This window comes from Hyphomonas sp., assembly GCF_046313975.1.
Classification (GTDB): domain Bacteria; phylum Pseudomonadota; class Alphaproteobacteria; order Caulobacterales; family Hyphomonadaceae; genus Hyphomonas.
In genome coordinates this window covers 13316-37374 of record NZ_JBKBXB010000032.1, presented here as the reverse complement: position 1 = coordinate 37374, position 24059 = coordinate 13316, and the positions used below count along the sequence as shown (strand labels likewise).

General features: G+C 64.9%; 25 protein-coding genes. 12 read left to right on the top strand and 13 right to left on the bottom strand.

Translation table 11 applies throughout. The annotated features are described in order from the left end of the window. Positions 1–316: 316 nt before the first annotated feature. Both ACK4TE_RS11770 and ACK4TE_RS11765 read right to left on the bottom strand, forming a co-directional pair. The gene (locus ACK4TE_RS11770) at positions 317–757 is read right to left on the bottom strand and encodes a PaaI family thioesterase (protein ID WP_409911712.1); all 441 of its coding nucleotides are present in this window, start codon (positions 755–757) and stop codon (positions 317–319) included. After that, complete coding sequence (locus ACK4TE_RS11765; protein ID WP_409911711.1) at positions 754–1233, bottom strand: PaaI family thioesterase; 480 nt, start codon at positions 1231–1233, stop codon at positions 754–756. The genes ACK4TE_RS11770 and ACK4TE_RS11765 overlap by 4 nt, the downstream gene beginning before the upstream one ends. 96 nt (positions 1234–1329) lie before the next feature. Here ACK4TE_RS11765 and ACK4TE_RS11760 point away from each other — a divergent pair, with 96 nt between their 5' ends. From ACK4TE_RS11760 to ACK4TE_RS11745, 4 genes are read left to right on the top strand one after another with little or no spacing between them, the layout of a single operon-like run. Beyond that, entirely contained in the window at positions 1330–2661 is a 1332-nt protein-coding gene (locus tag ACK4TE_RS11760) for a flavin-containing monooxygenase (protein ID WP_409911710.1), read from the top strand. Next, entirely contained in the window at positions 2658–3341 is a 684-nt protein-coding gene (locus ACK4TE_RS11755) for a M23 family metallopeptidase (RefSeq protein ID WP_409911709.1), read from the top strand. The genes ACK4TE_RS11760 and ACK4TE_RS11755 overlap by 4 nt, the downstream gene beginning before the upstream one ends. Before the next feature lie 21 nt (positions 3342–3362). Next, a complete protein-coding gene (locus ACK4TE_RS11750) occupies positions 3363–3938 on the top strand; it encodes a hypothetical protein (RefSeq protein ID WP_409911708.1) in 576 nt (191 codons plus the stop codon). Next, positions 3935–4624 carry a DUF6498-containing protein gene (locus ACK4TE_RS11745; RefSeq protein ID WP_409911707.1) on the top strand — a complete coding sequence of 230 codons (690 nt, stop codon included), beginning with the start codon at positions 3935–3937 and terminating at the stop codon, positions 4622–4624. The genes ACK4TE_RS11750 and ACK4TE_RS11745 overlap by 4 nt, the downstream gene beginning before the upstream one ends. A gap of 27 nt (positions 4625–4651) precedes the next feature. On the opposite strand, the gene ACK4TE_RS11740 is transcribed toward ACK4TE_RS11745, so the two are convergent. Beyond that, positions 4652–5116, bottom strand: a complete 465-nt coding sequence (locus ACK4TE_RS11740; protein WP_409911706.1) for an ArsI/CadI family heavy metal resistance metalloenzyme — start codon at positions 5114–5116, stop codon at positions 4652–4654. A gap of 33 nt (positions 5117–5149) precedes the next feature. Beyond that, complete coding sequence (locus ACK4TE_RS11735) at positions 5150–5494, bottom strand: ArsR/SmtB family transcription factor (protein ID WP_409911705.1); 345 nt, start codon at positions 5492–5494, stop codon at positions 5150–5152. Between the two features lie 267 nt (positions 5495–5761). Between ACK4TE_RS11735 and ACK4TE_RS11730 the strand changes: the two genes are divergently transcribed. The 5 genes from ACK4TE_RS11730 to ACK4TE_RS11710 all read left to right on the top strand — a co-directional run bounded on the left by ACK4TE_RS11730 (position 5762) and on the right by ACK4TE_RS11710 (position 9912). Beyond that, a complete protein-coding gene (locus ACK4TE_RS11730) occupies positions 5762–6394 on the top strand; it encodes a trimeric intracellular cation channel family protein (RefSeq protein WP_409911704.1) in 633 nt (210 codons plus the stop codon). An 84-nt stretch (positions 6395–6478) separates the two neighbouring features. After that, positions 6479–7102, top strand: a complete 624-nt coding sequence (locus ACK4TE_RS11725; protein ID WP_409911703.1) for a TetR/AcrR family transcriptional regulator — start codon at positions 6479–6481, stop codon at positions 7100–7102. Between the two features lie 83 nt (positions 7103–7185). Continuing rightward, positions 7186–8235 (top strand): alpha/beta hydrolase fold domain-containing protein, encoded by a 1050-nt coding sequence (locus ACK4TE_RS11720; protein WP_409911702.1) that lies wholly within the window; start codon positions 7186–7188, stop codon positions 8233–8235. Beyond that, entirely contained in the window at positions 8232–9203 is a 972-nt protein-coding gene (locus ACK4TE_RS11715) for an NADPH:quinone oxidoreductase family protein (RefSeq protein ID WP_409911701.1), read from the top strand. Before ACK4TE_RS11720 ends, ACK4TE_RS11715 begins: the two co-directional genes overlap by 4 nt. 67 nt (positions 9204–9270) lie before the next feature. Beyond that, positions 9271–9912, top strand: coding sequence for a hypothetical protein (locus tag ACK4TE_RS11710; RefSeq protein WP_409911700.1), 642 nt, complete (start codon positions 9271–9273; stop codon positions 9910–9912). A 65-nt stretch (positions 9913–9977) separates the two neighbouring features. Here ACK4TE_RS11710 and ACK4TE_RS11705 read toward each other — a convergent pair whose 3' ends face one another. The 6 genes from ACK4TE_RS11705 to ACK4TE_RS11680 all read right to left on the bottom strand — a co-directional run bounded on the left by ACK4TE_RS11705 (position 9978) and on the right by ACK4TE_RS11680 (position 15500). Next, the gene (locus ACK4TE_RS11705) at positions 9978–10958 is read right to left on the bottom strand and encodes a hypothetical protein (RefSeq protein WP_409911699.1); all 981 of its coding nucleotides are present in this window, start codon (positions 10956–10958) and stop codon (positions 9978–9980) included. 54 nt (positions 10959–11012) lie between these two features. After that, positions 11013–11915, bottom strand: a complete 903-nt coding sequence (locus tag ACK4TE_RS11700) for an SDR family oxidoreductase (protein WP_409911698.1) — start codon at positions 11913–11915, stop codon at positions 11013–11015. 75 nt (positions 11916–11990) lie between these two features. Then, positions 11991–12350, bottom strand: a complete 360-nt coding sequence (locus ACK4TE_RS11695) for a hypothetical protein (protein ID WP_409911697.1) — start codon at positions 12348–12350, stop codon at positions 11991–11993. Continuing rightward, positions 12343–13524 (bottom strand): mechanosensitive ion channel family protein, encoded by a 1182-nt coding sequence (locus ACK4TE_RS11690; protein WP_409911696.1) that lies wholly within the window; start codon positions 13522–13524, stop codon positions 12343–12345. The genes ACK4TE_RS11695 and ACK4TE_RS11690 overlap by 8 nt, the downstream gene beginning before the upstream one ends. Next, positions 13521–14276, bottom strand: coding sequence for a hypothetical protein (locus tag ACK4TE_RS11685; RefSeq protein WP_409911695.1), 756 nt, complete (start codon positions 14274–14276; stop codon positions 13521–13523). Before ACK4TE_RS11685 ends, ACK4TE_RS11690 begins: the two co-directional genes overlap by 4 nt. 30 nt (positions 14277–14306) lie before the next feature. Beyond that, a complete protein-coding gene (locus ACK4TE_RS11680; RefSeq protein WP_409911694.1) occupies positions 14307–15500 on the bottom strand; it encodes a S1 family peptidase in 1194 nt (397 codons plus the stop codon). Between the two features lie 166 nt (positions 15501–15666). Between ACK4TE_RS11680 and ACK4TE_RS11675 the strand changes: the two genes are divergently transcribed. Next, positions 15667–17172 carry a serine hydrolase domain-containing protein gene (locus tag ACK4TE_RS11675; protein ID WP_409911693.1) on the top strand — a complete coding sequence of 502 codons (1506 nt, stop codon included), beginning with the start codon at positions 15667–15669 and terminating at the stop codon, positions 17170–17172. Positions 17173–17184: 12 nt separating this feature from the next. On the opposite strand, the gene ACK4TE_RS11670 is transcribed toward ACK4TE_RS11675, so the two are convergent. Both ACK4TE_RS11670 and ACK4TE_RS11665 read right to left on the bottom strand, forming a co-directional pair. Beyond that, a complete protein-coding gene (locus ACK4TE_RS11670) occupies positions 17185–19089 on the bottom strand; it encodes a hypothetical protein (RefSeq protein ID WP_409911692.1) in 1905 nt (634 codons plus the stop codon). Between the two features lie 97 nt (positions 19090–19186). Continuing rightward, entirely contained in the window at positions 19187–19867 is a 681-nt protein-coding gene (locus tag ACK4TE_RS11665; protein ID WP_409911691.1) for a hypothetical protein, read from the bottom strand. A 96-nt stretch (positions 19868–19963) separates the two neighbouring features. On the opposite strand from ACK4TE_RS11665, the gene ACK4TE_RS11660 reads away from it, so the two are divergent. Continuing rightward, positions 19964–22465: a ligase-associated DNA damage response DEXH box helicase gene (locus ACK4TE_RS11660; protein WP_409911690.1), complete on the top strand. Its 2502-nt coding sequence runs from the start codon at positions 19964–19966 to the stop codon at positions 22463–22465. On the opposite strand, the gene ACK4TE_RS11655 is transcribed toward ACK4TE_RS11660, so the two are convergent. Next, positions 22466–23191 (bottom strand): 2OG-Fe(II) oxygenase, encoded by a 726-nt coding sequence (locus ACK4TE_RS11655; protein ID WP_409911689.1) that lies wholly within the window; start codon positions 23189–23191, stop codon positions 22466–22468. A 91-nt stretch (positions 23192–23282) separates the two neighbouring features. Here ACK4TE_RS11655 and pdeM point away from each other — a divergent pair, with 91 nt between their 5' ends. Beyond that, a complete protein-coding gene (gene pdeM, locus ACK4TE_RS11650; protein WP_409911688.1) occupies positions 23283–24044 on the top strand; it encodes a ligase-associated DNA damage response endonuclease PdeM in 762 nt (253 codons plus the stop codon). Positions 24045–24059: the final 15 nt, after the last annotated feature.

Sequence of the window (24059 nt, the reverse complement as noted above, 5' to 3'; positions counted from 1 at the left end):
ACGGCCAGAGGATCAGGTGGAGAAGGGGGATGCCCTCCGGAGGATGGCGCAGCGAGTATTTCATGGGCGGGAGCGTACGCCCGGTGCGGACCCTACCGGATTGGAAAGCTGTGGAATTCTTCGCTTTGGTGGGGCGGTGGAGGCTGGGAGCCCGCTTGAGCGCTGTTCCTGCTGGGCTTTCTGGGTCCCGGCTTTCGCCGGGATGACAGGAGTGGGGGCGGAAATGTTGCGCTCAGGGCTTTGACTACAACAGGTTTCGGAAGGTGCAGGCCCTCATCCCCAACCCTTCTCCCACTGGCAAAGGGGCTTTCCGGGGTCAGGCCGATGTTTCGGGTTGGGGGATCATGAAGTGGGCGGTGATGGCGGAGACGGGGTCGGCGCGGTTTTCCTGCCAGGCTTCGGCGCGGACGGAGGCCATGCGGCGGCCCATCTTCATGACGAAGGCGCGGGCGTAGAGGTCCTTGGCGTGGCCCTGGCGGAGATAGTCGATGGTGATGTTGATGGGCCGGGGCGGTCGCGGCATGTCGGAGACGAGGAAAACCTGCAGCATCGCGGTGAGCTCCAGGAAGGAGGCGATGGCGCCGCCATGGAGGGCGCGGATGGTGACATTGCCGATCAGCTTTTCCCGGAAGGGGAGGATGGCGGTCATCTCGTCGCCGAGAATTTCGCAGCGCATGCCGAGGGTCTGCGCGAAGGGCATGCCTTTCAGGATGGCCTCGATTTCGTCCGCGCGCGGATTGGTGAGATCGGGGTTCATTTGCCGGACTTCCCGCCGCCGAAGCGCGGCTTGTTGATGGCGAAGGTGCCCTGCGAGGAGGCGATCAGCCGGTCGCGGGTTTCGTGATAGGCCCAGGCGCGGGTGAAGCAGACCGTGCGGGTGAGATGGTAGCACTCGGCCTCGCCGATGATGTCGAGGCCCTGGGTGGCCGGGCGCATGTAATCGATGCGCAGGTCGATGGTGGCGACGAAACGCAGCTGGGTCATCGCCGCTGTGCAGGCCATGCCGGAGAGGTTGTCGAGGAAGGTGGTGATGACGCCGCCATGGATGACGCCGGTTTCGGGGTCGCCGACGAGATGCTCCGCCCAGGGCTGGATGCCCCAGACATGGCCCTTTTCGACCTTGGTGACGCGGAAGCGCGTTTCGTTGGCCCAGGGGACAACGTCGCGCATCACATTGATGTTTTCGTTCATGATTGCCGCGATGTCATACTGCTTTTTCGGCTTGTCGGTCATGCCGCGGCCCCGTTTCGGATTTGACGCCCTGAAAACGCCGGATAACATCGCGGCGGACTCATGCAAACGGAAAACCCTCAGGGAAGGATGAAGGCTATGGCGTTTGACGCTGCGGCAAAGCCGAAGACCTGCATTATCGGCGCGGGCTGTTCGGGGTTCACGATGGCCAAGCGGCTGAAGGATCACGGGCTACCTTACGACTGTTTTGAAAAGTCGGACAATGTCGGCGGTAACTGGTATTACAATAACCCGAACGGGGTCTCGTCCTGCTACCAGTCGCTGCATATCGACACGTCGAAATGGCGCCTGGCGTTCGAGGATTTCCCCGTGCCGGAGGACTGGCCGGATTTTCCGCACCATGCGCAACTGCTGCAGTACTTCAACGACTATGTGGACCATTTCGGGCTGCGCGAGACGATCACGTTCAACACGGCGGTGACGGATGTGGCCGACCTGCCGGGCGGGCGATACCGGGTGACGCTGTCGACCGGCGAGACGCGCGACTATGATGCGGTGTGCGTGGCGAACGGGCATCACTGGGATGCGCGGATGCCGAGCTATCCCGGCACGTTTGACGGCTACCAGGTGCACTCCCACCATTACCGCGATCCGTTCGCGCCGTATGATTTCCGGGGCAAGCGCGTGATGATTGTCGGCGCGGGCAATTCGGCGATGGATATTTCGTCGGAACTGTCGCAGCGCCCGATTGCGGAGAAGCTGTTCATATCGATGCGCCGGGGCGTGTGGGTGCTGCCGAAATACATGGACGGCAAGCCCGCGGACAAGGCGGTGCTGCCGGCCTGGATGCCGCCGGGCGTGGGCCGGGCGCTGGCGAAGGCGAAGATCAAGAAGACCCTCGGGAACATGGAAGATTACGGTTTGCCGAAGCCGGACCATGAGCCGCTGGACGGGCATCCGTCCGTATCCGGAGAATTCCTGACGCGGGTGGGATGCGGCGACATCACGCCGAGGCCGGGTATCGAGCGGCTGGACGGGGACGGGGTGGTTTTCACCGATGGCACGCGCGAGAAGATCGATGCGATCGTCTGGGCGACGGGATACAACACGACCTTCCCGTTCTTCAAGCAGGACGAGCTGACGCCGAAGGACAACGTGTTCCCGCTGTACAAGCGGATGGTGCAGCCGGGGCGGGAGACATTGTTCTTCCTCGGGCTGGCACAGCCGCTGCCGACGCTGGTGAACTTTGCCGAGCAGCAGTCGAAACTGGTCGCGGCGGCGCTGACGGGGGCGTATGCCTTCCCCTCGCATGACGAGATGCGGCGGGTGACGAAGGAAGACGAGGAGGCGCATCTCGGCCATTTCTATGACAGCCCGCGCCACCGGATGCAGGTCGACTTCAATGCCTATTGCAAGGACCTGCTCAAGGAGATCGAGCGCGGGGCGAAACGGGCGAAGGTGAGCGCGTGAGCATAGGCCTTCGGGGGCTTGTCTTTATACTGATGATATCGCTGGGCGCGTGTGCGACCCAGCCGGCGCCGGTGATCGTGTACGGGCCGCCAGTGGACTATGGCCCGCCGGGCGATCCGAAGAATCCGCCGCAAGGTACGTTCCAGCCAAACGCCTATCTGCGGCTCTGCCCCGGCATGAGCGTGTCGAACGCACCGCCGCATGACAGCGAGCGCTGGGTGATCGATTTCAATCCGGTGATCGTGGTGGGGCAGGTGGTGCTGGCGAGCGTGCCGGTGAATGATGTGTGCCTGTCCTCCGGCATCGGCTACCGCGCCGGGCGGATGCATGAGGGCATCGACCTGACGAGCCGGCCGCCGGGGATGATCTTTGCCGCCGCGCCGGGGCGGGTGATTGAGGCGCGCTGGTCGTCCGGATACGGAAACCAGGTGCTGATCGATCACGGGCACGGGGTTTACACGCGTTATGCGCATCTCGAATATTTCGATGCGAACGTCTATCCGGGGGCGGAGATCGGCTTTGGCCAGCCGGTCGGGCAGATGGGGGCCACCGGCAATGCCGAGGCGCCGCACCTGCATTACGAGATCCTGACCGGGGATTACAGCAATCCGAAGGGTTCGAAGGGGCTGGCAGTGCATAGCCCATTTGGCTTTCCTGCCTACGACTTTTCCGGCTATTAGGGCGGCGGGGAGGTATTTCCGATGCGAATCGCGAAACGCGCGCCGGCGGCCGGCGCAATGGTCCTGAGCGCCGTACTGTCGGCCTGCTGCCTGATTCCGAAAGCGCCGGTGGCCGAGCCTGTGCCGGCGAACTCGCCCTTCGGGGCGCTGGAAACGCTAGTCGGCAAGACCTGGCGCAGTGTGCCGGTGGGCGAAGGCGAAAGCGGCCCGGCGGACGTGTCGCGCTGGAGCCGCGACCTGGGCGGGCGGGTGCTGGTCAACCGGCATGTGCTGGAGGATGGCTCGTATGGCGGGGTGACGTATGTGTACGAGAACGCCCAGACCGGCAGCCTCGATTATGTATATGCGACGAGCGGCGGCTTTCACACGAGCGGCAGTTTCGAGCTGGGCGAGGATGGCAGCTGGACAGCGGAAGAGGAAGTTACCGGGCATGAGACGATCACCCGCGTGCGCTCCACGGGCCGGATCACGCCGGACGGTCAGCTGGCGATGACGTCGGAATATTTCGCCAATGGCGAATGGATGCCGGGGCGAAACGTCGTGTACGGACAAACCACGCAGGCGCTGCCGGAGATCAGCAGGCGCGAGGGAAAATGAAGGGGAAGTTCCTTGACCCTGGCGAGATCGCCCGGGCTTACCGCGATCCGGTTTCGCTCGCCTCGCTGGGTGTCGACCTGTTGCCGCTGGTGGCTGTGCTGGCCTTCGGCTGGGGGGCGACGCCGTTGGTGGCGCTCTACTGGCTCGAGAACCTCGTCATCGGTGTATTCACGATTTTCCGGATGATCGGCACGGCGGCGGCCGCGCTGGTCAATCTTGGCGTGGCCCTGTTCATGGTGCCATTCTTCACGGTGCACTATGGCGGCTTCTGCTACGGTCACGGCATTTTCCTGAACGTGTTTGCGACCGGCGGCGATAACAGTTTCCAGACGCCGTGGGGGCTTGTGACCTGGGCGCTGGGCACGGCGCCGGAGATGTTGTGGTTTGTCGGCGCCATCGTGGCGGTGAGCGCGCTTTATTTTGCTGTGGATTTTATCGGGCGCGGTGAATACCGGCGCACCAATCCCTCAGCCGAGATGTCTTCGCCCTATGGCCGGATCATCACGCTGCATGTGGCGATCATCCTGGGTGCGGCGGTGGCCTTTTCGATGGACGAGCCGCTGGCGGGTGTGTTGCTGCTGATCCTCATCCGCGTCGTGTTCGGCATCTTCATGACCGTGATGCGGCGGCGGAAGCGTGAAGCGGCCGTGGAGGCAGGCGCAAGCATGGTGGACGACGACGCCTGAGCGCCGCCGTCCGGATACGGATTATTTTCAGCCGCAGCAGGCGCGGACCGGCTTGAATTCCGGGATCGGCATGCCGGTCGGCGTTGTGGCGAGGCGTGCCTCTTCGATGACCGCGCCGCCGCCATAGATGGCGCTGTCGCCGGTGGTGTGGAAGACTTCCCAGGAGATGCCGGCCGGATCGCTGACCCAGCTTTTTTCCGACTGGGCATAGCAGCAGGTTGTCTGGCCTTCTTCGAGAACGGGCGCGTCTGCGGATTTCAGGCGGGCATAGACTTCGCGCAGCTCTTCATCCGACTCGGCCTGGATGCCGAGATGTTCGACGCCGGGCGACGCGCCGCGGGCGCTGATGGCGAAATTGACGCGCGGATCGTCGAGCATCCATTTGGCATAGTCGCTCTTCTCGACGGTGGGCTCGGCGGCAAAGAGCGTGGAGTAGAAGCGGGTGGCGTCGGCGAGATTTTCGACGGCAACATGGACGTGCAGGCGTTTCATGGGAGGGCTCCTTTCGAGGGGCGGGGGGGTGGATCAGGATCCGCAGCAGGCGGAGTTGCTGGCAGCAGTGAGGACGGGCCCGCGGATTTCGGTGCGGCCCTGGCAGCAGTCTTCCATCAGGTAGATGATCAGCTGGCTGACGGTATCGTAGCTGGCGAAATAGATGATCGAGCGCCCGCGCCGCTCGCTGCGCACGAGGCCGGCCTGCGAGAGCACCGAGAGCTGGGCGGAGAGCGTGTTCTGGACCGTGCCGAGGGCGGCGGCGATCTCGCCGGCGGGCAGGCCGTCATGGCCGGCGCGCACGAGCAGGCGGAAGACGGTGAGGCGGCCTTCCTGGGCCAGGGCGGAGAGCTGGGAGACGGCGGCTGTAATATCCATATATCCAGATTAATAGATATATGGAAGTACGTCAAGAGGGCGTAAGGAAAAATGGGGGTGGGGCTGGTCCGGGATCAGCAAGGCACATCCCCCCTCCGGTTCGCTTCGCTCACCACCTCCCCCACAAGGCGGGGGAGGATGGGCCCAGCATCCCGGGCGAGCGTATCCTCCCCTGCGAAGCGGGGAGGTGGCAGCGCGCTCCGCGCGCTGACGGAGGGGGCTTTCTGTGCTCTTCACTCCTGCGGCGGGCCGTGAGAAGAGCAGGCCATGAACCCCATCCTGATCCTCGACTATGCGGGCATTGCCGTGTTTGCGGCGACGGGGGCGCTGGCGGCGTCGCGCAAGCAGCTGGATATCATCGGCTTCCTGTTCTTTGCGGCCTTCACGGGCGTGGGCGGGGGGACGGTGCGGGACCTGATCCTCGATGTGCCAGTCTTCTGGGTCGCCAATCCGGACTACCTGGTGATCTGTGTGGTGACGGCGGTGATGGTCTATTTCACGGCCCACCTGTTCGAGTCGCGCTACAAGCTGCTGCTCTGGCTCGATGCGATCGGGCTGGGGGCGTATTGCGTGTTTGGCGCGTGGAAGGCGCTGGGGGCGACCGGCTCGCCGGTGGTGGCCATCGTGATGGGCGTGATCACGGCGAGCTTCGGCGGCATCCTGCGCGATCAGATGGCGGGCGAGCCGAGCATCGTGCTGCAGAGGGAAATCTATATCACGGCCGCGCTGGTGGGCGCGGCGGCCTATACCGGGCTCGCCTATCTCGATATTCCGGTGATGATGGCGGCGGTTCCGGCCGCCGTTCTGGCCTTCGCGATCCGGGGCGGGGCTATGCGGTTCGGCTGGTCGATCCCGCCCTACAAGGCGAGGCCCGGGCGGCGGCCGGAGGATATTTCCTGAAGATGCAGGGCTGGCTTGCAGTCCAGAAAAGTTGACGCTTCGTGACGCCTCGGGCAGGGTGGCGGCGGAGAGTCGAGGCAATTTATGGCAGAGATCAGCGCGGATTCGCGGACAGATGGTAAACGGGCAAGCACCAAGGCGGCAAACCGCAGGGCGATCCTGACGGCGGCGCGGCGCGTGTTCGCGGTGATCGGATATGAAGCCACCACGGTGCGCGACATCATCCGGGAGACTGAACTCGCCTCGGGCACCTTCTACAATTACTTCAAGTCGAAGGAGGAGGTGTTCCAGGCGATTGCCGAGGATTCGACCCACCGCTTCCGCGCCCACCTTTCGGAAGTGCGCGAACGCGCCAGCTCGCTCGAGGACTATATCGAAGGCGGGTTCAGGGCGTATTTCAGCTTCATCGCGGAAGAGAACCGGGACGCCATCCGCGAGGGCGCGCCGCACATCGCGCTGATGGGCGTGCGGGTCGATACGCCCGAGATGCTGGCGGTGGCCGACGAGATCCGGGCCGATCTTGAGCGCACCCTGTCGAAGGATGTCGCGGTCGGGCTTGACCTCGAATACCTGACGGCTGCTTCCATCGGCATTGCCCGCGAGATGGGCGACCGCATGCTGCAGCGCCGGCCGCTGGATGTGGAAGGCACGACGAAGTTTGCTGCCAGTCTTATCCTCGCGGGCGCGCGGGCGATGGCCGGCAAGTAATTTCCCCTTCCCGGCGTCACCCCTTGGCGGCGCCGGAAAACCGCCGCATCATTCCGCCGTCAAGACATGCGGAAGGAGTGGCGATGAGCCTGCAACGTGTTCTGGCGAAAGCTTTCGCCAGCCTGCCGGACAGCTGGATCGTGAAGATGGCGGGCGGCGCGCCGCTGACCATCGAAGGACGCACGCTGGAGCCGCAATTGCAGCTGGCCGCGTGGAACGGGCGCGAGGCGCCGCCGATGTCGTCGCTGCCGGCGGAGATGGTGCAGGCGGGCGTGAAGGCGCAGCTGGCGCTTCTGGCGGATACGCCGGGCGAGGGGGTCGGGATATCGGAGCTGAACATTCCGGGTCCGGACGGAAACCAGATTCCGGCACGGATGTACCGGCCCGCTTCGCAGGACCCGCGCCATCCGCTGATCGTGTATTTCCATATGGGCGGCGGCGTGGTCGGCGATCTCGAGACCTGCCATGCCTGGTGCGGGATGCTGGCGCAGGGCGCGCAGGCGCCGGTTCTGTCAGTGGATTACCGGCTGGCGCCGCAGCACATCTTTCCGGCGGGGCTGAATGATTGCTTTGCGGCCTACAAATGGGGTGTGGCGAATGCCGCGAAATTCGGCGCGCCGGCGGGCAAGGCGGCGGTGGGCGGGGATTCGATGGGCGGGAATTTTTCCGCGATCATCAGCCAACAGATGAAACGCGAAGGCGGGCCCATGCCCGCGCTGCAGCTGCTGATCTATCCGGCCATCGATATTTCGAAACACTATCCGTCGAAAATCAGTTTCGCCAAGACCTTCACGCTGAGCCAGGACACGATGGACTGGTTCATGCAGCAATACCTTCCCGAAGGCTTTGACCATACGGACCTGCGCGTTTCGCCGGGGCAGGAGACGGACCTTTCCGGACTGCCGCCGGCGGTGGTGGTGACGGCGGGGCATGATCCGCTGGTGGACGAGGGCGACGAGTATGCTGCGCGCCTGAAGGCGGCGGGCGTGGATGTGGTGCACAAGCGCTATGACAGTCTCGCGCACGCCTTCACGGCGTTCACCTTCCTGTCGCCGGGCTCGCGCAAGGCGTGCCGGGAGACGGCGGAGATGGTGCACGACATGTTCGCCAAGGCGGCGCGGGCGGGCGCATGAAGGCTCTCGTCTGCCGGGAGCTGTTGCCGGATTATGCAGGCGTTGCGATCGAGGACCGGCTGCTGCCGGAGCCCGGCGCGGGGGAAGTGCGTGTACGGATCAAGGCTGCCAGCCTGAACTTTCCGGATCTGCTGATGACGGAAGGCAAATACCAGCTGAAGCCGGACCTGCCGTTCGTGCTGGGCATGGAGTTTGCCGGGATCGTGGATGAGGTGGGCGCGGGCGTGGAGGCGCTGGCGCCGGGCGATGAAGTGGCGGGAGGCAACCGGACCGGGGCGTTTGCGGAATATGCGGTGGTGCCTGCTGCAGCCTTGCGGAAGAAGCCGAAGGCGCTGAGCTTTGCCGCGGCGGCGTCCTATGGGGCGGCCTATCTGACGGCCTATGTCGCGCTGGTGCGGCGCGGGAACCTGCAAGCCGGCGAGACCTTGCTGGTGCACGGGGCGAGCGGCGGCGTCGGGCTGGCGGCGGTGGATGTGGGGCGGCTGCTCGGCGCGACGGTGATTGCGACTTCGGGATCGGAAACCAAGCGCGCACGGCTGAAGGAATTCGGGGTTGAGCATGTGCTGCCGGATGCGGGCTTTCGCGGCGCGGTGAAGGACCTGACCGGCGGGCGCGGCGCGGATGTGATCTATGATCCGGTCGGCGGGGATGTGTTTGACGAGAGCGTGCGCTGCATCGCGTTTGACGGGCGGCTTCTGGTGATCGGGTTCACCTCGGGACGGATACCGTCCGTGAACGTCAATATGCCGCTGATCAAGGGTTTCTCGGTGGTCGGCGTGCGGGCAGGAGAGTATGGCCGGCAGTTTCCGGAGCGGGGCCGCGAGAACCAGGCGGCGATCTGGCAATGGGCGGAAGAAGGGCGCGTGCGCCCGCTGGTGCATGCCGAAGTGCCGCTCGCCGACTGGCGGCGCGCGTTTGAAATGATGCGGGACCGGCAGGTGGTGGGCAAGGTGGCGATAACGCTGTGAAACCGGGGATTGCGGCGAGCAGCTGTTAAGGATTCTGGTGTAAGCCCGCGCGTGGATGAGAGATTTCATGCGCAATCTGAACATGCCCGGAGCGGGCATTCTCGCCTCAGTGCTGGTGCCGGCAGGGCTGGTGCTGATTGCGGTTGCTTTGGCGGCAATCGTGGGGGACGTGGCGCCGCACTATTTCCTGCGCGATCTGGCAACAACGGCGGGCGTTCATCCGCTGACCGGTGCTGTCTCGATGCTGGGCATGGCTGTCTGGTCGGCGGCGGCGGCCGTCAGCCTGCTGACGGTCCTTTACCTGAAGCGCAAGGGCCGGGCGGGTGCGGGATTCTTTTTGGCTTCGGCGGCGCTGTCCGGCTGGCTATTGTTTGATGACCTGTTCCTGTTCCACGATGTTCTGGCGCCGGCCTATCTGAAGATCAGTACAGAGATCGTTTTGGCCGGGATAGGTCTTGCCGTCCTGGTCTGGCTGGTGGTGTTCCGGAGCGAGATCCTGAAGCGCGGCCCATTCTTTCTTGTGCTGGCAATCGGATTTTTCGGACTGTCGATCGGGGTGGACCTTGCCTCCGACTACCTGCCGCAGACCATGGCACTGGGGCAGTGGCGCATCTTCTATGAAGACGGCGCAAAATGGCTGGGTATCGCCTGCTGGCTCGCTTTCCATGTGACGGCCTCGCTCGGTGCGCTGGACGAGGCCGCAGGCTGAGCAGCTCCAGCGGATAGGATCACATCCGGGCCGGATGAACGATGGCTGTGTGCGTGGCAGCCGCGCTAGAGCCGGTAATTGATCGTCTTGGACGAGTCGCAGAATTGTTCGAGTTCACCTAGGGCGATGCGTTCCATGGCGGGGACGAATTCGTCGAGACCGGCGCCGGCTTCGATGCTGGCGGTAACGCGGGCGATGTCTTCCCTGTAGCGCACGAAGCGCGCGGCGGAGGGCTCGGTCAGCGAGGCATTGTCGAGCACGAGTTTCGACAGCGAGGCGACGAAACAGGATATGGCGAGGAAATCGACCCAGGCGCTGATAGGCATGCCGGGGATGACTTTCGACAAGAGCGAGAGCAGCACGAGGATTGCGCCGGCGAAATAGATGAAGTCGGCAGCGGAATGGAAGAAGCGGCGGTTTTCGCGCAGGCGATGGAGCTCTGCCATCGCGAAACGGTCCTGATAGAGGATGCGCAGTTCGCGGTAGGCAGTGGTGGCTTCGCGGATGATCTGCGCATCGCCGGGCGTGACAGGGGGATCGGGATCGATGACGAGTTTTTCCGGCACGAAGTTTTCGAACGTGGCGATGCCGACATTCACTTCTTCCGTGAGCTTGGCGAGCTCGGTGGCGGAAAAATCCGCAACGCGCGCGGCGAGACTTGCCTGATCCGCAGCGCCGGAGGCGAGCGCGAAGGCCTGGAACTTGATCGAGCGCAGGCGCTCGCAGGCGAAACGGTTGACCAGCCATGCGCTACGCAGCCGGGCGGCGAGCATCCAGACCTGTGAGCCTATGCCGAGGCCGGCGGCGATAGTGATCAGGATGCCGACCCAGGCCGGGGCGATGCCCTTGAACAGCAAGGTCTCGGCGATGGTGTAGACCGCCGATCCGCTGATCAGGAACACCGAGACGAGACCGAGATTATGGTAGAGGCGCTTGGCACGCACCGAGAGGGCTTCATGCCGGTTGAAGGCGGCTTCGACGGGTTCGTTCGAGAGCAGGGGGGCGATGGACGGAAAACGCACCCGCATTTCGGGCGCAGGGAACATGTCCCGGTTCGCTACCTGCATCGACGCCCCCGAAGCCTGCCTCTGGCAAGCCTCTTACACCGTCCGCTGGGCCTTGTCCTTAGCGTTCGTGGCTTCAATGGCCTGCCGGGCGGCGTTCCATTGCTCGTCGCCCCAGGCGGTCAGCATGCTGAAGTTTCCGCCGGACGCGTTGTACATGGCGCCGTCGATGGCGATGGTCTGGCCGTTCACATATTCGCAGCCGGGTGCCATCAGGAGAACGGCGAGATTGACGAGTTCGTGCATCTCGCCGACGCGGCCCATGGGGTTCGCGACGCCGCGCTCCATGCGTTCGGCGCCGTCTGCGTCCGGTGAGAGGCGTTTCGACATGCCTTCGGTGGGGAACGGGCCTGGCGCGATGGCGTTGAAGCGCAGGCCGTAGCGGCCCCATTCGATGGCAAGCGACTGGGTCATTACATTGACGCCGGCCTTCGACATGGCGGAGGGCACGACGAAGGGCCCGCCATTCCAAACCCAGGTGGTGAGAATGGAGCAGACATTGCCGCGCAGCTTCTGCTCGATCCAGCGCTTGCCGATATCGTGCGTCATGTAGAACGTGCCGCGGAAGACGATGTTCGAGATGGCGTCGAAACCGCGGATGGAGAGATCCTCCGTACGCGAAATGAAATTGCCGGCAGCGTTGTTGATGAGGCCGGTGAGGGGGCCGTGCTTGGCCCAGATATGATCGTTCATGTCGGTGATGGCTTCGGCGACACGGATATCGCAGGCATGGGGCACGACCTTGCCGCCATGTTTATTCATCAGCTCATCTGCCGTATCCTCGCAGACGCCGCCGCGCCGGCCGCAGATGTGGACCTCGGCACCGAGCTTCAGGAAGCCTTCGGCCATTTCCTTGCCAAGGCCGGTGCCGCCGCCTGTGACGAGGATGCGCTCACCCTTCATCAGGCCGTCCTTGAACATGAGTTTTGACGTGTCCATTGCCGTATCCTCCCGTGTGTTGGGAGGTAGTATAGACCTTGCGCACCGCTTGGGGAGGGCGGACGCCGGGTCAGGTCATTTGCGGAACGGCAGAGTGGCGAGGCGCCAGATGGCCCAGATGGGCACGACGACAATCAGGCCGGCGAGGGCGGGTTTCCAGAAACTCTCGAGCGCCCAGCCAAGCGCGGTGAGGGCACGGTGGATGATGGCGGTGACGGCGCCGCCGGCATCGAAGGTGGCGCCTGCGGGGGAGAAGTCGAATGCGAGGATGAAGAAGCCTGCGAGCGTGCTGATGCCGAGAAGGCGCAGCGCCTGACCGAGGGTGAGGCGGAAGGCGCGGATGTACCAGGGGCGCGGCGGATCGGCTGCGGCAGGGCCTGCCTCGGCCGGCAGAGGCGCAGGCGTTTCGGGCACATCCGGGCCTGTGTCAGTCACCGCTGCCGCCTTCGGGATGTTCCGGCGGTCCGCTGGGCTGCTCGAAGACGGGGGGGCGCGGCTTGGCCTTCCTCCCGCCCTCATACTGGTACTCGACCTGCGTGGGGAATGGGATGGTGATGCCGGAGGCGTCAAAGGCCTGTTTGATACCCTTGTTGAGATCGGCCTTCACCTGCACGAAATCTCCGGTCGCGACCCAGGCGCGCAGGCGCAGTTCGACGGACCAGTCACCGAGCTTGTGCACGCCGGCCCAGGTTCCGAGACTTGTCAGGATTGCCGGGTGGGCATCAGCAGTGGTGCGCATGACGTCGATCGCGTGATCGAGATCGTCGTCATAGGAGACCGTGAAGTAGAGATCGAGGCGGCGGCGCGGCTCGAGTGTGTGGTTGATCAGGGGGGATCCCCAGACCTTGTCATTTGTGATGGAGACGATCTTGTTGTCGATCTGGCGCATGGAGGTTGTGAAGGGCGTGATGTTGGTCACGGTGCCGTCGAGATTGGCGAGTGTCACGAAATCGCCGATGCGGAACGGGCGGAAAATGGCGAGCATCACACCGGCGGCGACAGATTTCAGCGTGTCCTGCAGTGCGAGGCCGATGGCAAGGCCGGCGGCGCCGAGTACGGCGGCGAGCGAGGCGGCCGGGAAGCCGAGCTGCGAGAGCGCAAACACGATCGCGACCGCAAAGATGATGTATTTGATCAGCGAGGCCGAGAACGCGATCAGCGTGTCATCGGCGCCGGAATGGGCATGCGCGCGAGCGCCGAAGCGGCGCAGCGATTTCGACACGGTGTTGGCGATGACGAAGGCGACGACGAGGATGATCGTCGCGGCGAAAGCGCCGGGGCCATACTTCTCGACGAGACCGCGCCAGTCATAGCCAGCAAGGCCGAGCGGCAGTGGCATCATCAGGATGAAGGCGAAGAACCGCGCGGTCGAGGCGGCAAGGTCCCACGAAGTGGATTCCAGGCTCTGGTCTTTCGGCGTCAGGCGCCGGCCAATAAAGAGAATGAGCCATTTCAGGATCGAGGACACAACCCAGATCAGCGCCACGGAGGCGACGACAAGCCCCCATTTTACAAGCACCGGCCAGGCGATGGCGGCCCAGCCCGGCCAGGCGCTGGTGTCGAGGCTGAGCAGGAATTCGGCAGGGTGGGGAATTGTGAATTGGGTCATGCCTGAGGTTTAGGATGTTTGCGCCGCCGCGTCACCCGGGAGAGCAGCAGCGCCGACAGGAGCAGGGTCATCAGCGCGATGACATGCAGCCCGGATACGGTCCAATTGTGCCAGAAGGTGGCGGCAACGCCCCAGCCGAGCGCAAGCAGGTACCAGTGCCGGGCGCCCTGCCGTCTGAGGAAAAGCCATGCGTGGAGGATCACCAGCCCGGCGGTGATCCAGAAGAAAACCCAGGGCGCGTCGCTGCCGCCGAGGTCATCCAGCGGGCGGATGAGCGATGGGAACAGCAGCGCCGAAGACATGGTGGCGGCGGCCGCAAGAATGCTGACACCGGCGTCTGCGTAAATGCGCGAGACGTCGCGCGCCGCATCGGGCGCCGCAAACAGCCATGCCCGGGCACGCCATGCCACGTAATTGAGAGCGATCAGCATGAGCACAGTGATGGCGGTCAGTCCTGTGTACTCGTGAAACAGCAGGCAGGTTGCGGCTGCCAGTGCCGCTATGGCGAGGCGGCGGGCGGCGTAGGCCGGCCAGGCCGATGTCTTGCGCCAGGCAAGGACGGCGCTGACCAACAGGGCAACAGCGCCGAGACCCCAAAGCCCGGTCATTTCGATCAGGGGCGGCTCCGGCGCATCAGGCCCGGCGGGCGACCAGGCTGCAGCGGCGCCATGACCCGGCAGGAAGGCGAGCGCTGAGGCGCCCAGCAAAAGAGCGGAGGTTGCGGCGAGCAAGGCAGCTGGCGGGATACTCATAGCCCCTGGCCCTTTCCGCCTTGCCTGGGTTTACCTGCACGCGTCGGGGCTGGCCTCGCAGAGGGCGATGACGCTGTCGATCCAGCCGGTATAGCCCTGCAGGTTGATGTAGCGGCCATTATAGTCGCCTGCGCAGAACATGCCGGTGGCGCGGTTCTGTTCGACTACTGACAATATGCCGACAATCCGGCGTGTGCCATCCGCGTCCGTGACATAGAGCGGGCCGCCGGAATCGCCGATGCAGGGCCCGGCGCCGGCCTGGCTGGCGACGGTGATGGTGGCAGGGCCAACAGCCGTGATCTTCAGCTTGGTGGACAGCAGGTCATTCGACAGCTGGCCGCCAAACCTTGTGAGGCCCCAGCCGGCCATGTCGCCGGACGGATAGTTGGCCGGCGCAAGTGGAAGGGCAGGCGCGGCAAGCGAGACCACCGGAACACTGGCGAGCGCGGCAGATTGCTCCGTATCCAGATGAAGCAGGGCGAGGTCGTTGCCATAGCCATTGTCGGTGCCCTGGTAGCCGCCATGGCAGATGGCGGTACTGGCGGCAGTGACGCGCGCGGCGGGACTGCGCAGGTTGGCGGCGTCGCCGATGACGCGCAGTTCGTCATAGGGCTGGTCAACACAATGTGCCGCGGTCAGCAGCCAGTTCTCGCGGATGCGGACCGCGCTGCAATGGCCTGTGGTGTAGAGGCCGCTCGCTTCCTTGCGGCGCGGCTCCAGCTTCACGATGCCTGGAAAGGCGCTGAGGCTGGCGGCGAGCCCGCCGACGGCTTCGGTGCCGGCGAGGGGTTCTTCCAGCTGCGTGGCGCCGGCGATCGAGGCGACCGTGGGCGTCGGCGCGGAGCCTGCAGGCAGGGCGCAGTGCTGCGCGTTCACGAGGGCGAGGGCAGAGGGGCCGGCCGGGGCAACGGCCGCGGTGTTCAGGGTGGCGGCGGCATCAGCCTCCGCCTCGGTCGGCGGGCCGGCATCGCGGTCCACGGTCGGCGTCTCTTCGTCGGGGCCCAGATCATCGGCCCATTCAGATTCCTCGCCGGTTTCTTCCATGTCGCTGGCCGCAGCCGCGGCGACATCCTCCTCCGGTTCTTCCGCGATCTGGTCGGCAATGCTCTTTGGCGCGGCAGGTGTCTGGCCGGGGAGCGTATCCTGGCCGGGCAGCCGGACCTGGTCGCAGGCCGCCAGCAGAACGGCCAGGCTGGCAGCAGCCAGCAGGGTGAGGCGGGTCATGGGTCAGGCTTCCCTTCTGAAAGTCCGGCCCATTAATCCTGCCGGGCGGGGCGGGGTCAAGGCGAACCGGATGCCCGCCGGATTACAGGCCTGAAACACTGCCGCCCCGGGGTTGCCCCGGGGGCGGGTGGGCCTATTCTGGCGGCAAAACCGGAGACCTGACACGATGCGTTCCCTTCGCGCGGCCGCCGCTGCCCTTGCCCTGATCCTTCCCGCCAGCCTCGCCGCCGCCCAGGAAGGTGGCACGACCGATATCACCGATGCGGCCCTCGCCGCAGGATGGAAAGCCAGCTTCACCTGTTCGGGCCTGTTCGTGGCCGGCCAGACGCTGCAGGAGATCGAGCAGAACGAGCTTTCCGGCATCTATCCGGATTTCCAGCGCAACTTTGATGCGCTGCCGCCAGCGAAGGTGGATTATGACCGCAAGCTTGTCTCGGTATCTTATGCGCCGGACGTGCCCGCGCGGATTGCCGCCTGGCGGCCGGGTTTCGGATGCACACAGCTGCCGACCGGCGCGGGCGAGGAGGCCTTGTCCTTCCTGCCGCGCTTTGCCGCCTGGCCGGGCGCCCCCGCGCAGGACCGGGGCAGCGCCATCGGCTCGAATGTGAAAATCTCCCTGCGCATTGAGGAAGCCGAGCGTCTCGAAGCGCCGGTCTCGGCGGCCTTCGACGAGATCACCTATGGCAATGGCACGCGTACGGCGTCCGTCATCGTGGTGCAGGGCGGGCAGATCGTGGCCGAGCGCTATGACCGGGGCATCGAGCATGAGACGCCTGTGCGCACCTGGTCGGCGGCGAAATCGCTGACGGCGACGCTCATTGGCGCCGCGCGCCGGCAGGGGCTGATCGATATCGACTATCCGGCCGTGATCGAGGAATGGAACAAGGGCGCTGACCCGCGCCGCGCGATCACGATCCGCAACCTGCTGCACATGGCGAGCGGGCTGGACAGCGGCGAGAATGGTTCGCGTACGGACAAGGTCTATTTCGCCGGGGCGCGTGTCACCGATGCGGCGGCGGGCAGCATTCTCGAAGTGAAGCCCGGGACGCGGTTCAAGTATGCCAACAATGACACGCTCATCGCCATGCGCGCGCTGCGCGAGGCGATGAAGGATGACAACAGGTTCCACCGGTTCCCGTACGAGTCGCTGCTGCACAAGATCGGCGCGATGCATACGACGATCGAGATTGACTGGAACGGAGATTTCATTTCCTCGAGCCAGGTCTGGGCAACCGGGCGTGACCTGGCGAGGATCGGCCAGCTCTACCTGCAGGACGGCATGTGGGGCAATGAGCGCCTCCTGCCCGAAGACTGGGTGAAGTTCGTCTCCACACCCGCGCCCGCACAGCCGGAAGAGGGCGCCGGTTATGGCGCGCAATTCTGGCTGATGACCGATGCAGAGGGCGTGCCGCCCGGCACGTTCTACGCGGCCGGCAATCGCGGACAGTATATCGTCATCATTCCGGCACTGGATGCGGTGATCGTGCGTCAGGGATTTGACGTGATCGGCGGCGCGCGTTTCGATATCAACCGCTTCACGCGCGACATGGTCGTGGCGCTTGCGGCGGCAGGCGCTGAGCGCAGCGCGGCGATCGAAGCCGCTTCCGCAGCTGAAGCCACGCCGGCGCCCGATCCGAACCGCGAGCGCCCGCGCCTCATCCAGCGCAACTGATCCGCTGCCGGACTACTCCGCCGGGGCAGGCTTCGCCGGAGGAATGTGCTCCACGGTCAGGCCGAGCAGGGCGACGATGTCGAGCGGCGGGGCTTCTGCCATGCCGGCATCTTCCGGCGGCGCGAGGCTGGCAGCCGTCACCGGCGCAGCAGGCGCAGACGCGATGCGGATCGTGCCGCCTTCGGCGATGAAGGCCGCGAGGCTTGCGAGCCATGTTTCCGAGCCGGGGATTTCCGCCGTGACGGCACTGCCGGTGAACAGCAGCATCATCGACGCGAAGCTGCGCACAGCGTCCGGTGTCGAGTCGGCAAAGCCGGCCAGCATGTCGCCGCCGTCCTCTTCACTTGCCATTCCGCCGGAATATTTAGCTGCCTCGATGACGAGGGAGGCGACAGCGTTCAGCAGGCCGGAATCGGTCAGGCTGTAATGGCCGCCTTTGAAGGCAAAACCCGTCTCGAAAATCTGGCCGAGCAGTTCTTCGTCGGGTGTCAGCCCATCGATGCCGAAGCCGGGGATCAGCGCAGCATAGGAAGGCAGGGTCAGGGAAACCCGCGTATCGTCCGTATAGAGATTATCCGTGATACTGTCGGAAACCAGCAGCGTTTCGCCGGTCTCGCTATCCCAGGTCAGCGAAAATTCGCCATCCCCGGAGATCGTCGCCAGGCCGGTGCGCTCCAGAATGGCAGCGATCTCCGCAATAGCAGGCTCGTTCTCGGGTGCATCCTGCTGCAGGCCGAGGCCGTCGATGGCCAGCATCAGGTCTGCGAGGTGGAGCGAAGCGTCCTCGTGGCGGAAGGTGATGCGTTCCGGCAGGAACCAGGCAAACTTGTCTGCGCTCATTTCGAGGTGGCCAAGGGTGAACATCGGCTTGCCGCCGAAATCCACATTGGTGCCCGAGAGAACATAGGTGCCGATGCTCCAGAGATCCTTCTCCGTGATCGGCGGCAGCTCTCCGCGCTCGCCCCATGCCAGCAGGTTCGATAGCTTGAGGCCGTTCCAGGCGGCATAGTCCGTGCGTCCGGAGAACTCGATGGGGGTAAGCGCCTCCGGCAGGGCGCCTTCTTCAGAAGGCAGCGCGTTGAAGGCGGGAAACGGAATGGCGCCGGCGAAGTCCATGCCGGTGGAGACCATCACGGGAATATCGCCGCGGTCATACCCCTGGATCAGCGAACGCTCATAGGCGGCGGTCATCGTCGTGGTGATGCCTTCGGTCTGCACGACTTCCTCGGTGCGGGTGTCGATGTAGAGCAGGCTGTCGAGCGAAAAGCTGCGGGCGAAGGCTGAGATCAGGCGGATGGCGGCGATGCCTTCGTCCTCGCCTTCACGCTCTGTATGCGTCCATGGATGCAGGGTCATGCGATCCAGCACGAGACGGCCGATGTCCAGTGATGCCGATTCATAAACCGTGTCGACCGCAGCGCTTTCGTCCATGACAGAGGTCACGGCGCTATCGATCGCGTTGACATAGCCGGAGATGTCCGCCTTCACGCCGCCCAGCTCGATCCGCTCGAACAGGGGCAGCGTCTGGCCCAGATTCTCGCCCCTGAGGCGGGCGGTGAGCCCGTCAATATCGGCGTTCCAGAACAGGGCTTCCTCGGCGGTGAACAGGGTGACCGGCGTCTCGCCGAGGAGCTCCACCTGCACGCCGGTCAGGCGATAGGCGCCACTGCCTGCATCTGCGCCCGCAGTCTCGTAAGTGATGCGGGCCATGTCGCCCAGGAGGCCGTTCAGGCCCTCGATATCAAACGCGGACGAGGGGGCGGAGGGCCGGGTGAGCGCGCTGGCCACCAGCTGGTCGGCGATTTCGGCAGGCGTGAGGGCGACCGGCGGTGCGGCGTCCTGCAGCGCAGAGGTGGTGCACCCTGTTGCCAGCAAAACGGAAAGCGCGATCGCGCGCGCGGATTTGAACCATGCCATGACGGGTCCCCCTTGGTCGGCTTTCCTCGTCTAGAGTGCCTTGCCTCGGGGGTTCAAGCCTTGTCGGAAAATTTCGGCAACCCGTTCTGGTTATGCCTCAGGGCGCGCCATAGCCGGAGGCCGCAACTTGCTTCAGGTTTGACACCTTGCGGGTCTCATTCTGCGAGAAGGCCTGCATCATGGCAGAGCCCGCCATGTTGAAGCTGAACGTGTCGATATGGGTGCGCCCGTCCGGAGCGGCCTTGCAGGCGACCTTGAAAGTCATCTTGTCGACTTTCGCCACAGTCATCGGCTTGAACGCCTTTGGGGCGATCATTTCGAAGCTGAGGATATTGCCCGTGTCTTTCTCGATGACCGCCTTGCCATTCAGGAACTTGTACGCCTTGGCGATGTCGCCATCGTCCGGCCCGGGCGTGGGGGTGAAGGTATAGGTGATGGCCGTATCCGTTTCGGAGGCGCGCTTGGCATTGGCGGGAATGTTCGCCGCAAACTCGCTGCACATGATCTTGCCTTCGGTGCGCGTCATCAGGCGCTCGGCGGTCTTGGCGGAGTCGCCCTTCAATGTCTTCGGATCCGGCGAGATGCGGACGACGCGCTTGCCTTCGGGCTGGGTCGGATCAACCGACATGCGGAACTGGTCGGTGCCGTCACTGTAGTCGAGGTCGAAGGCATAGACCGGGCCATTGGTGGCCGGGGTCCTGGCTTTCTGGAGCACGGCGTCTGCGCTGGCGGGCAGGCCAGCGGCGGCAAGGGCGGCGATCAGGAACAGGCGGCGCACGGCAATCTCCAGGGCGGGGATTAACGGAATCTGGACGAGACGCGGCAAAAGGAAAGAGGGCAGGCGCAGTCTGTTGCGATAGTTTAAGGTCCGGTCATGGCTGACACGCTGCCCCCTGCCTTCTCCCTGCCGCCCGTCTTCGAGGCGTGGTTCGCGGCGCGTGGCTGGTCGCCGCGGTCCCACCAGCTGGCACTGGCGCAGGCCTCGCTCGCAGGCGACAGCGCGCTGCTGATTGCGCCGACCGGCGGCGGCAAGACGCTGGCAGGCTTTCTCGGCAGTCTGGTCCAACTTGGCCGGAGCGAGCGCACCCGGCCGGCGCTGCACACGCTTTACATCTCGCCGCTGAAGGCGCTAGCGGCGGATGTGGAGCGAAATGTCAATGTGCCGGTGGCCGAGATGGGCCTCAACGTGCGGATCGAGACGCGCACCGGGGACACCGCGACCCATGTCCGCCAGCGCCAGCGCAAGTCGCCGCCGGACATCTTGCTCACGACGCCCGAACAACTCGCCCTGCTGATCGCATACGATCATGCGGCAAGCTTCTTCTCTGACCTGCGCTGCGTGATTATCGACGAGATCCACGCCCTCGCCCCGTCCAAGCGCGGCGACCTGCTGGCGCTCGGGCTGGCGGCCCTGTCGGAATGGGCGCCGGGTTGCCGGTTCATCGGCCTGTCAGCGACGGTGCGCGATCCGGGTGCGCTGGCGCGGTGGCTGGATGTACGCGCACCCGGTATCGGAGGTGTACGGATCATCACCGCGTCCGGCGGTGTGAAGGCGGAAGTCGACATTCTGATCTCGCGCGAGAGGATTCCGTGGTCTGGCCATTCCGGCCGGTTCGCCGTGCGCGAAGTCTACGAGGCGATCCGAGCGGCGCAGATGAGCCTTGTGTTCGTCAACACACGCAGCCAGGCGGAGCTCCTGTTCCAGGAATTGTGGAACGCGAACGAGGACAACCTGCCGATTGCGCTGCATCACGGCTCGCTCGCGCGCGACCAGCGCCAGCGCGTGGAAGCAGCGATGGCGGCGGGAAAACTCAAGGCGGTTGTGTGCACCTCGACGCTCGATCTCGGCATTGACTGGGGCGAAGTGGACCTCGTGATCCAGCTGGGTGCGCCGAAAGGCGCCGCGCGCCTGATCCAGCGCATTGGCCGCTCGAACCACCGGATGGATGAGGCGAGCAGGGCGTTGCTGGTGCCGACGAACCGGTTCGAAGTTCTCGAATGCCGCGCCGCAGAGGCTGCGGTGGAAGCTGGCGAGATTGACGGCGAGGGCGTGCGCGAGGGCGCGCTGGATATCCTTGCGCAGCATGTGATGGGGCGCGCGTGCGGCGAAGGTTTCCGGCTGGACGCGCTTTATGACGAAGTGCGCCGCGCTGCTCCGTATGCGGAGCTGGATTGGGAGACGTTCGAGCGCATCGTCGATTTCGTCGCGACGGGCGGCTATGCGCTGAAAACGTATGACCGTTTCCACCGCATCGTGCGGCGCAGTGATGGTTTGTGGACGGCGAGAACGCCGCGCGACAAGCAGGCGCACCGGATGAATGTCGGCGCGATAGTCGAGGCGCCGATGCTGTCGATCCGGCTTGCGAGTTTTGCGGGTGGTGCCGGCGCGCCGGGCAACGGGGCGGAGAAGCGCGCACTGCGTGCGGGCCGGAAACTTGGCGAGATGGAGGAGTATTTCCTCAGCCTGCTGACACCGGGAGACACGTTCCTGTTCGGCGGCGAAATCCTTCGGCTGATTGCGATTGACGGCATGGATGCGCTTGTGATGCGGGCGCAGTCTGACAGTCCGGCGATCCCGACCTACAATGGCGGCAAGTTTCCGCTAACGACTTTCCTGGCCGACCGTGTACGGAAGATGATCCACAATCCGGACGAGTGGCGCCACCTGCCCGGCCCGGTGCGCGAATGGTTCGAGATACAGGCGCTGCGCTCCGCCATTCCGCCTCCTGACCATCTGCTGGTAGAGACCTTTCCGCGTGCCGGGCGGCACTATCTTGTCACCTATCCTTTCGAGGGACGCCTGGCGCACCAGACGCTGGGCATGCTGGTCACGCGGCGGCTGGAGCGGGCGGGCGCAAAGCCTTCAGGCTTCGTTGCGAGCGAGTATGCGATGGCGGTGTGGGGGCTGGAGGACATGCGCGGCCTCGACATGGACCAGATTTTCCATCCCGACATGCTGGGCGATGACCTTGAAGAATGGCTGGACGAGAGCGCGCTCATGAAGCGTACGTTCGCGCATTGCGCGATCATCTCCGGCCTCATCCACCGTAACCTTCCGGGGTCGGAGAAAAATTCGCGGCAGGTCAGTTTCTCGACCGACCTCATCTATGACGTGCTGCGCAGCCACGAGCCCGATCACATTCTCATGCAGGCCACGCGGCGGGACGCGTCCACCGGCCTTCTGGATGTGCGCCGCCTGTCGGACATGCTCGCGCGCGTGTCCGGCCATATCGTGCATCAGCGCCTCGACCGGATCAGCCCCTTTGCCGTGCCGGTGATGCTGGAAGTGGGTCGCGAGCCGGTGTTTGGCGCGTCCGCGATGGAGGCCGTGCTGCGCGAAGCGGAAGAGGACCTGGTGCGCGATGCGATGGGCTGATCAAGCCGGGGGCGGACCGCGCCGCAGCCAGCCGGTCACGGCATGGCGGGCGCCCTGCGCAAACGGTGCGACCGCGCTGACCGCGTGCTGCTGGGGCACTTTGAAGAAAGACAGCGTGTTGAATTTCGGCGTGAAGGCCTCCTGCACATGCCCGTCTTCGCCTGTAAACATCAGCAGGCCGCCCAGATCCGCCGACCAGTCGGGCGTTAGGTTCAGCACAAAGGCAGCGACGCGCCGGAATTCAGGCAGCTCGTCATCATGCGATGTGAGGAAATGTCCGGCGCGGTAGCGTGTCAGCTGGCCATCGCAGAAGGTATCGCCCGGCGTGAAGGTCTTGCCCATGATCGCATGGAGCAGGCCGATGAACTTGTCCGAGTTCAGAAGCTCTGCCAGTTCACGCAGGGACCCGGCCGGAAGTTTTCCGGCGCGCAGATTGTCATAGAGCAGGTGGCGTTCGAACCGGTATTGAAAGCCGCTGCGCGCTTCATCCGCGACGAGGTCCTCAAACGTCTGCAACTTGTCTTTCGGCACGAGTTCCATCTGCGCGGCATCAAATTCGCGGTGCCTGCCCTCAATCCGTGTGACCAGCAGCCAGCCTTGCTGCGCGCCGATGGCGCTGAGCACGTCGCGCGCAAAATCCGGTTGCAGGATATCCGGCACGAGCACGCGCCCGTGTTCAGCAAAGCGGCTGCTGAGGCTTTCAATATCGGTACGACTGGAAATCACGCTGGAAGGGACCGCTACTCTACTGCCCTTCGACTAACCCCGAATCCGGATAGCTTTCCCTGCGCACGCATGCAACGCCGGATTTCGCACGTTGACCCGACGTTCGCTTCGCGCCAGTTCTCGTCTGATGATCCCTGCCGCCGCCCAGTCCAACCAGACACTGCTTCATCTCGCCGGGGAGTTGCTGACGCCCCTGCAGGAGGGTGCTCTCTGGTGGCCGCAGCAGTCTGTCCTGGTCGTATCCGACCTTCACCTCGAGAAGGGCTCGAACTATGCCGCTACCGGGCAGATGCTGCCGCCGTATGATACGGGCGCGACGCTGGCGCGGGTGGAAAAGCTGTGCGCAGCGCTGCAGCCGCAGACGGTGATTTCGCTGGGCGACAGTTTCCATGACCGGCGCTCCGAGCAGCGCCTGCCGGCTGAATATGCCGCACGCATCCGCGCACTGACCGGCGCGCATGACTGGGTGTGGGTCGAAGGCAATCACGATCCCGATCCGCCCGCGCATCTTGGCGGGCGCGCAGCGAAAGTGCTGCGTCTCGGCGCGCTCGTGTTCCGGCATGAGCCGGAGGGCGAGGCGGGCGAGGTGGCCGGGCACCTGCATCCGGTGGCGAAAGTGGCCGGGCGCGGACGGTCTGTGCGGCGGCGGTGTTTCGCATCGGACGGCGCGCGGCTGGTGATGCCGGCGATGGGCGCGTTCGCGGGCGGGCTAAACATTCTCGACGCTGCGTTTGCGCGCGTCTTCCCGGAAGGCTGCATGGCCTTTGCGATCGGCGAGGCGCGCGTCTACGGCGTAGCGCAGAAGAACCTGCTGCCCGATGGCAGCAGCGGCGGCGCGCCCTGGAAGCTCTGACGGGGGCTGCGAACA

Coding starts and splice junctions, on each gene's coding strand:
- ACK4TE_RS11705 (WP_409911699.1), bottom strand. CDS start 10,958: ATGTTCCCTGCGCCCGAAATGCGGGTGCGTTTTCCGTCCATCGCCCCC.
- ACK4TE_RS11690 (WP_409911696.1), bottom strand. CDS start 13,524: ATGACCCAATTCACAATTCCCCACCCTGCCGAATTCCTGCTCAGCCTC.
- ACK4TE_RS11710 (WP_409911700.1), top strand. CDS start 9,271: ATGCGCAATCTGAACATGCCCGGAGCGGGCATTCTCGCCTCAGTGCTG.
- ACK4TE_RS11750 (WP_409911708.1), top strand. CDS start 3,363: ATGCGAATCGCGAAACGCGCGCCGGCGGCCGGCGCAATGGTCCTGAGC.
- ACK4TE_RS11770 (WP_409911712.1), bottom strand. CDS start 757: ATGAACCCCGATCTCACCAATCCGCGCGCGGACGAAATCGAGGCCATC.
- ACK4TE_RS11720 (WP_409911702.1), top strand. CDS start 7,186: ATGAGCCTGCAACGTGTTCTGGCGAAAGCTTTCGCCAGCCTGCCGGAC.
- ACK4TE_RS11725 (WP_409911703.1), top strand. CDS start 6,479: ATGGCAGAGATCAGCGCGGATTCGCGGACAGATGGTAAACGGGCAAGC.
- ACK4TE_RS11735 (WP_409911705.1), bottom strand. CDS start 5,494: ATGGATATTACAGCCGCCGTCTCCCAGCTCTCCGCCCTGGCCCAGGAA.
- ACK4TE_RS11675 (WP_409911693.1), top strand. CDS start 15,667: ATGCGTTCCCTTCGCGCGGCCGCCGCTGCCCTTGCCCTGATCCTTCCC.
- ACK4TE_RS11760 (WP_409911710.1), top strand. CDS start 1,330: ATGGCGTTTGACGCTGCGGCAAAGCCGAAGACCTGCATTATCGGCGCG.
- ACK4TE_RS11685 (WP_409911695.1), bottom strand. CDS start 14,276: ATGAGTATCCCGCCAGCTGCCTTGCTCGCCGCAACCTCCGCTCTTTTG.
- ACK4TE_RS11740 (WP_409911706.1), bottom strand. CDS start 5,116: ATGAAACGCCTGCACGTCCATGTTGCCGTCGAAAATCTCGCCGACGCC.
- ACK4TE_RS11700 (WP_409911698.1), bottom strand. CDS start 11,915: ATGGACACGTCAAAACTCATGTTCAAGGACGGCCTGATGAAGGGTGAG.
- ACK4TE_RS11745 (WP_409911707.1), top strand. CDS start 3,935: ATGAAGGGGAAGTTCCTTGACCCTGGCGAGATCGCCCGGGCTTACCGC.
- ACK4TE_RS11660 (WP_409911690.1), top strand. CDS start 19,964: ATGGCTGACACGCTGCCCCCTGCCTTCTCCCTGCCGCCCGTCTTCGAG.
- ACK4TE_RS11680 (WP_409911694.1), bottom strand. CDS start 15,500: ATGACCCGCCTCACCCTGCTGGCTGCTGCCAGCCTGGCCGTTCTGCTG.
- ACK4TE_RS11715 (WP_409911701.1), top strand. CDS start 8,232: ATGAAGGCTCTCGTCTGCCGGGAGCTGTTGCCGGATTATGCAGGCGTT.
- ACK4TE_RS11765 (WP_409911711.1), bottom strand. CDS start 1,233: ATGACCGACAAGCCGAAAAAGCAGTATGACATCGCGGCAATCATGAAC.
- ACK4TE_RS11670 (WP_409911692.1), bottom strand. CDS start 19,089: ATGGCATGGTTCAAATCCGCGCGCGCGATCGCGCTTTCCGTTTTGCTG.
- ACK4TE_RS11730 (WP_409911704.1), top strand. CDS start 5,762: ATGAACCCCATCCTGATCCTCGACTATGCGGGCATTGCCGTGTTTGCG.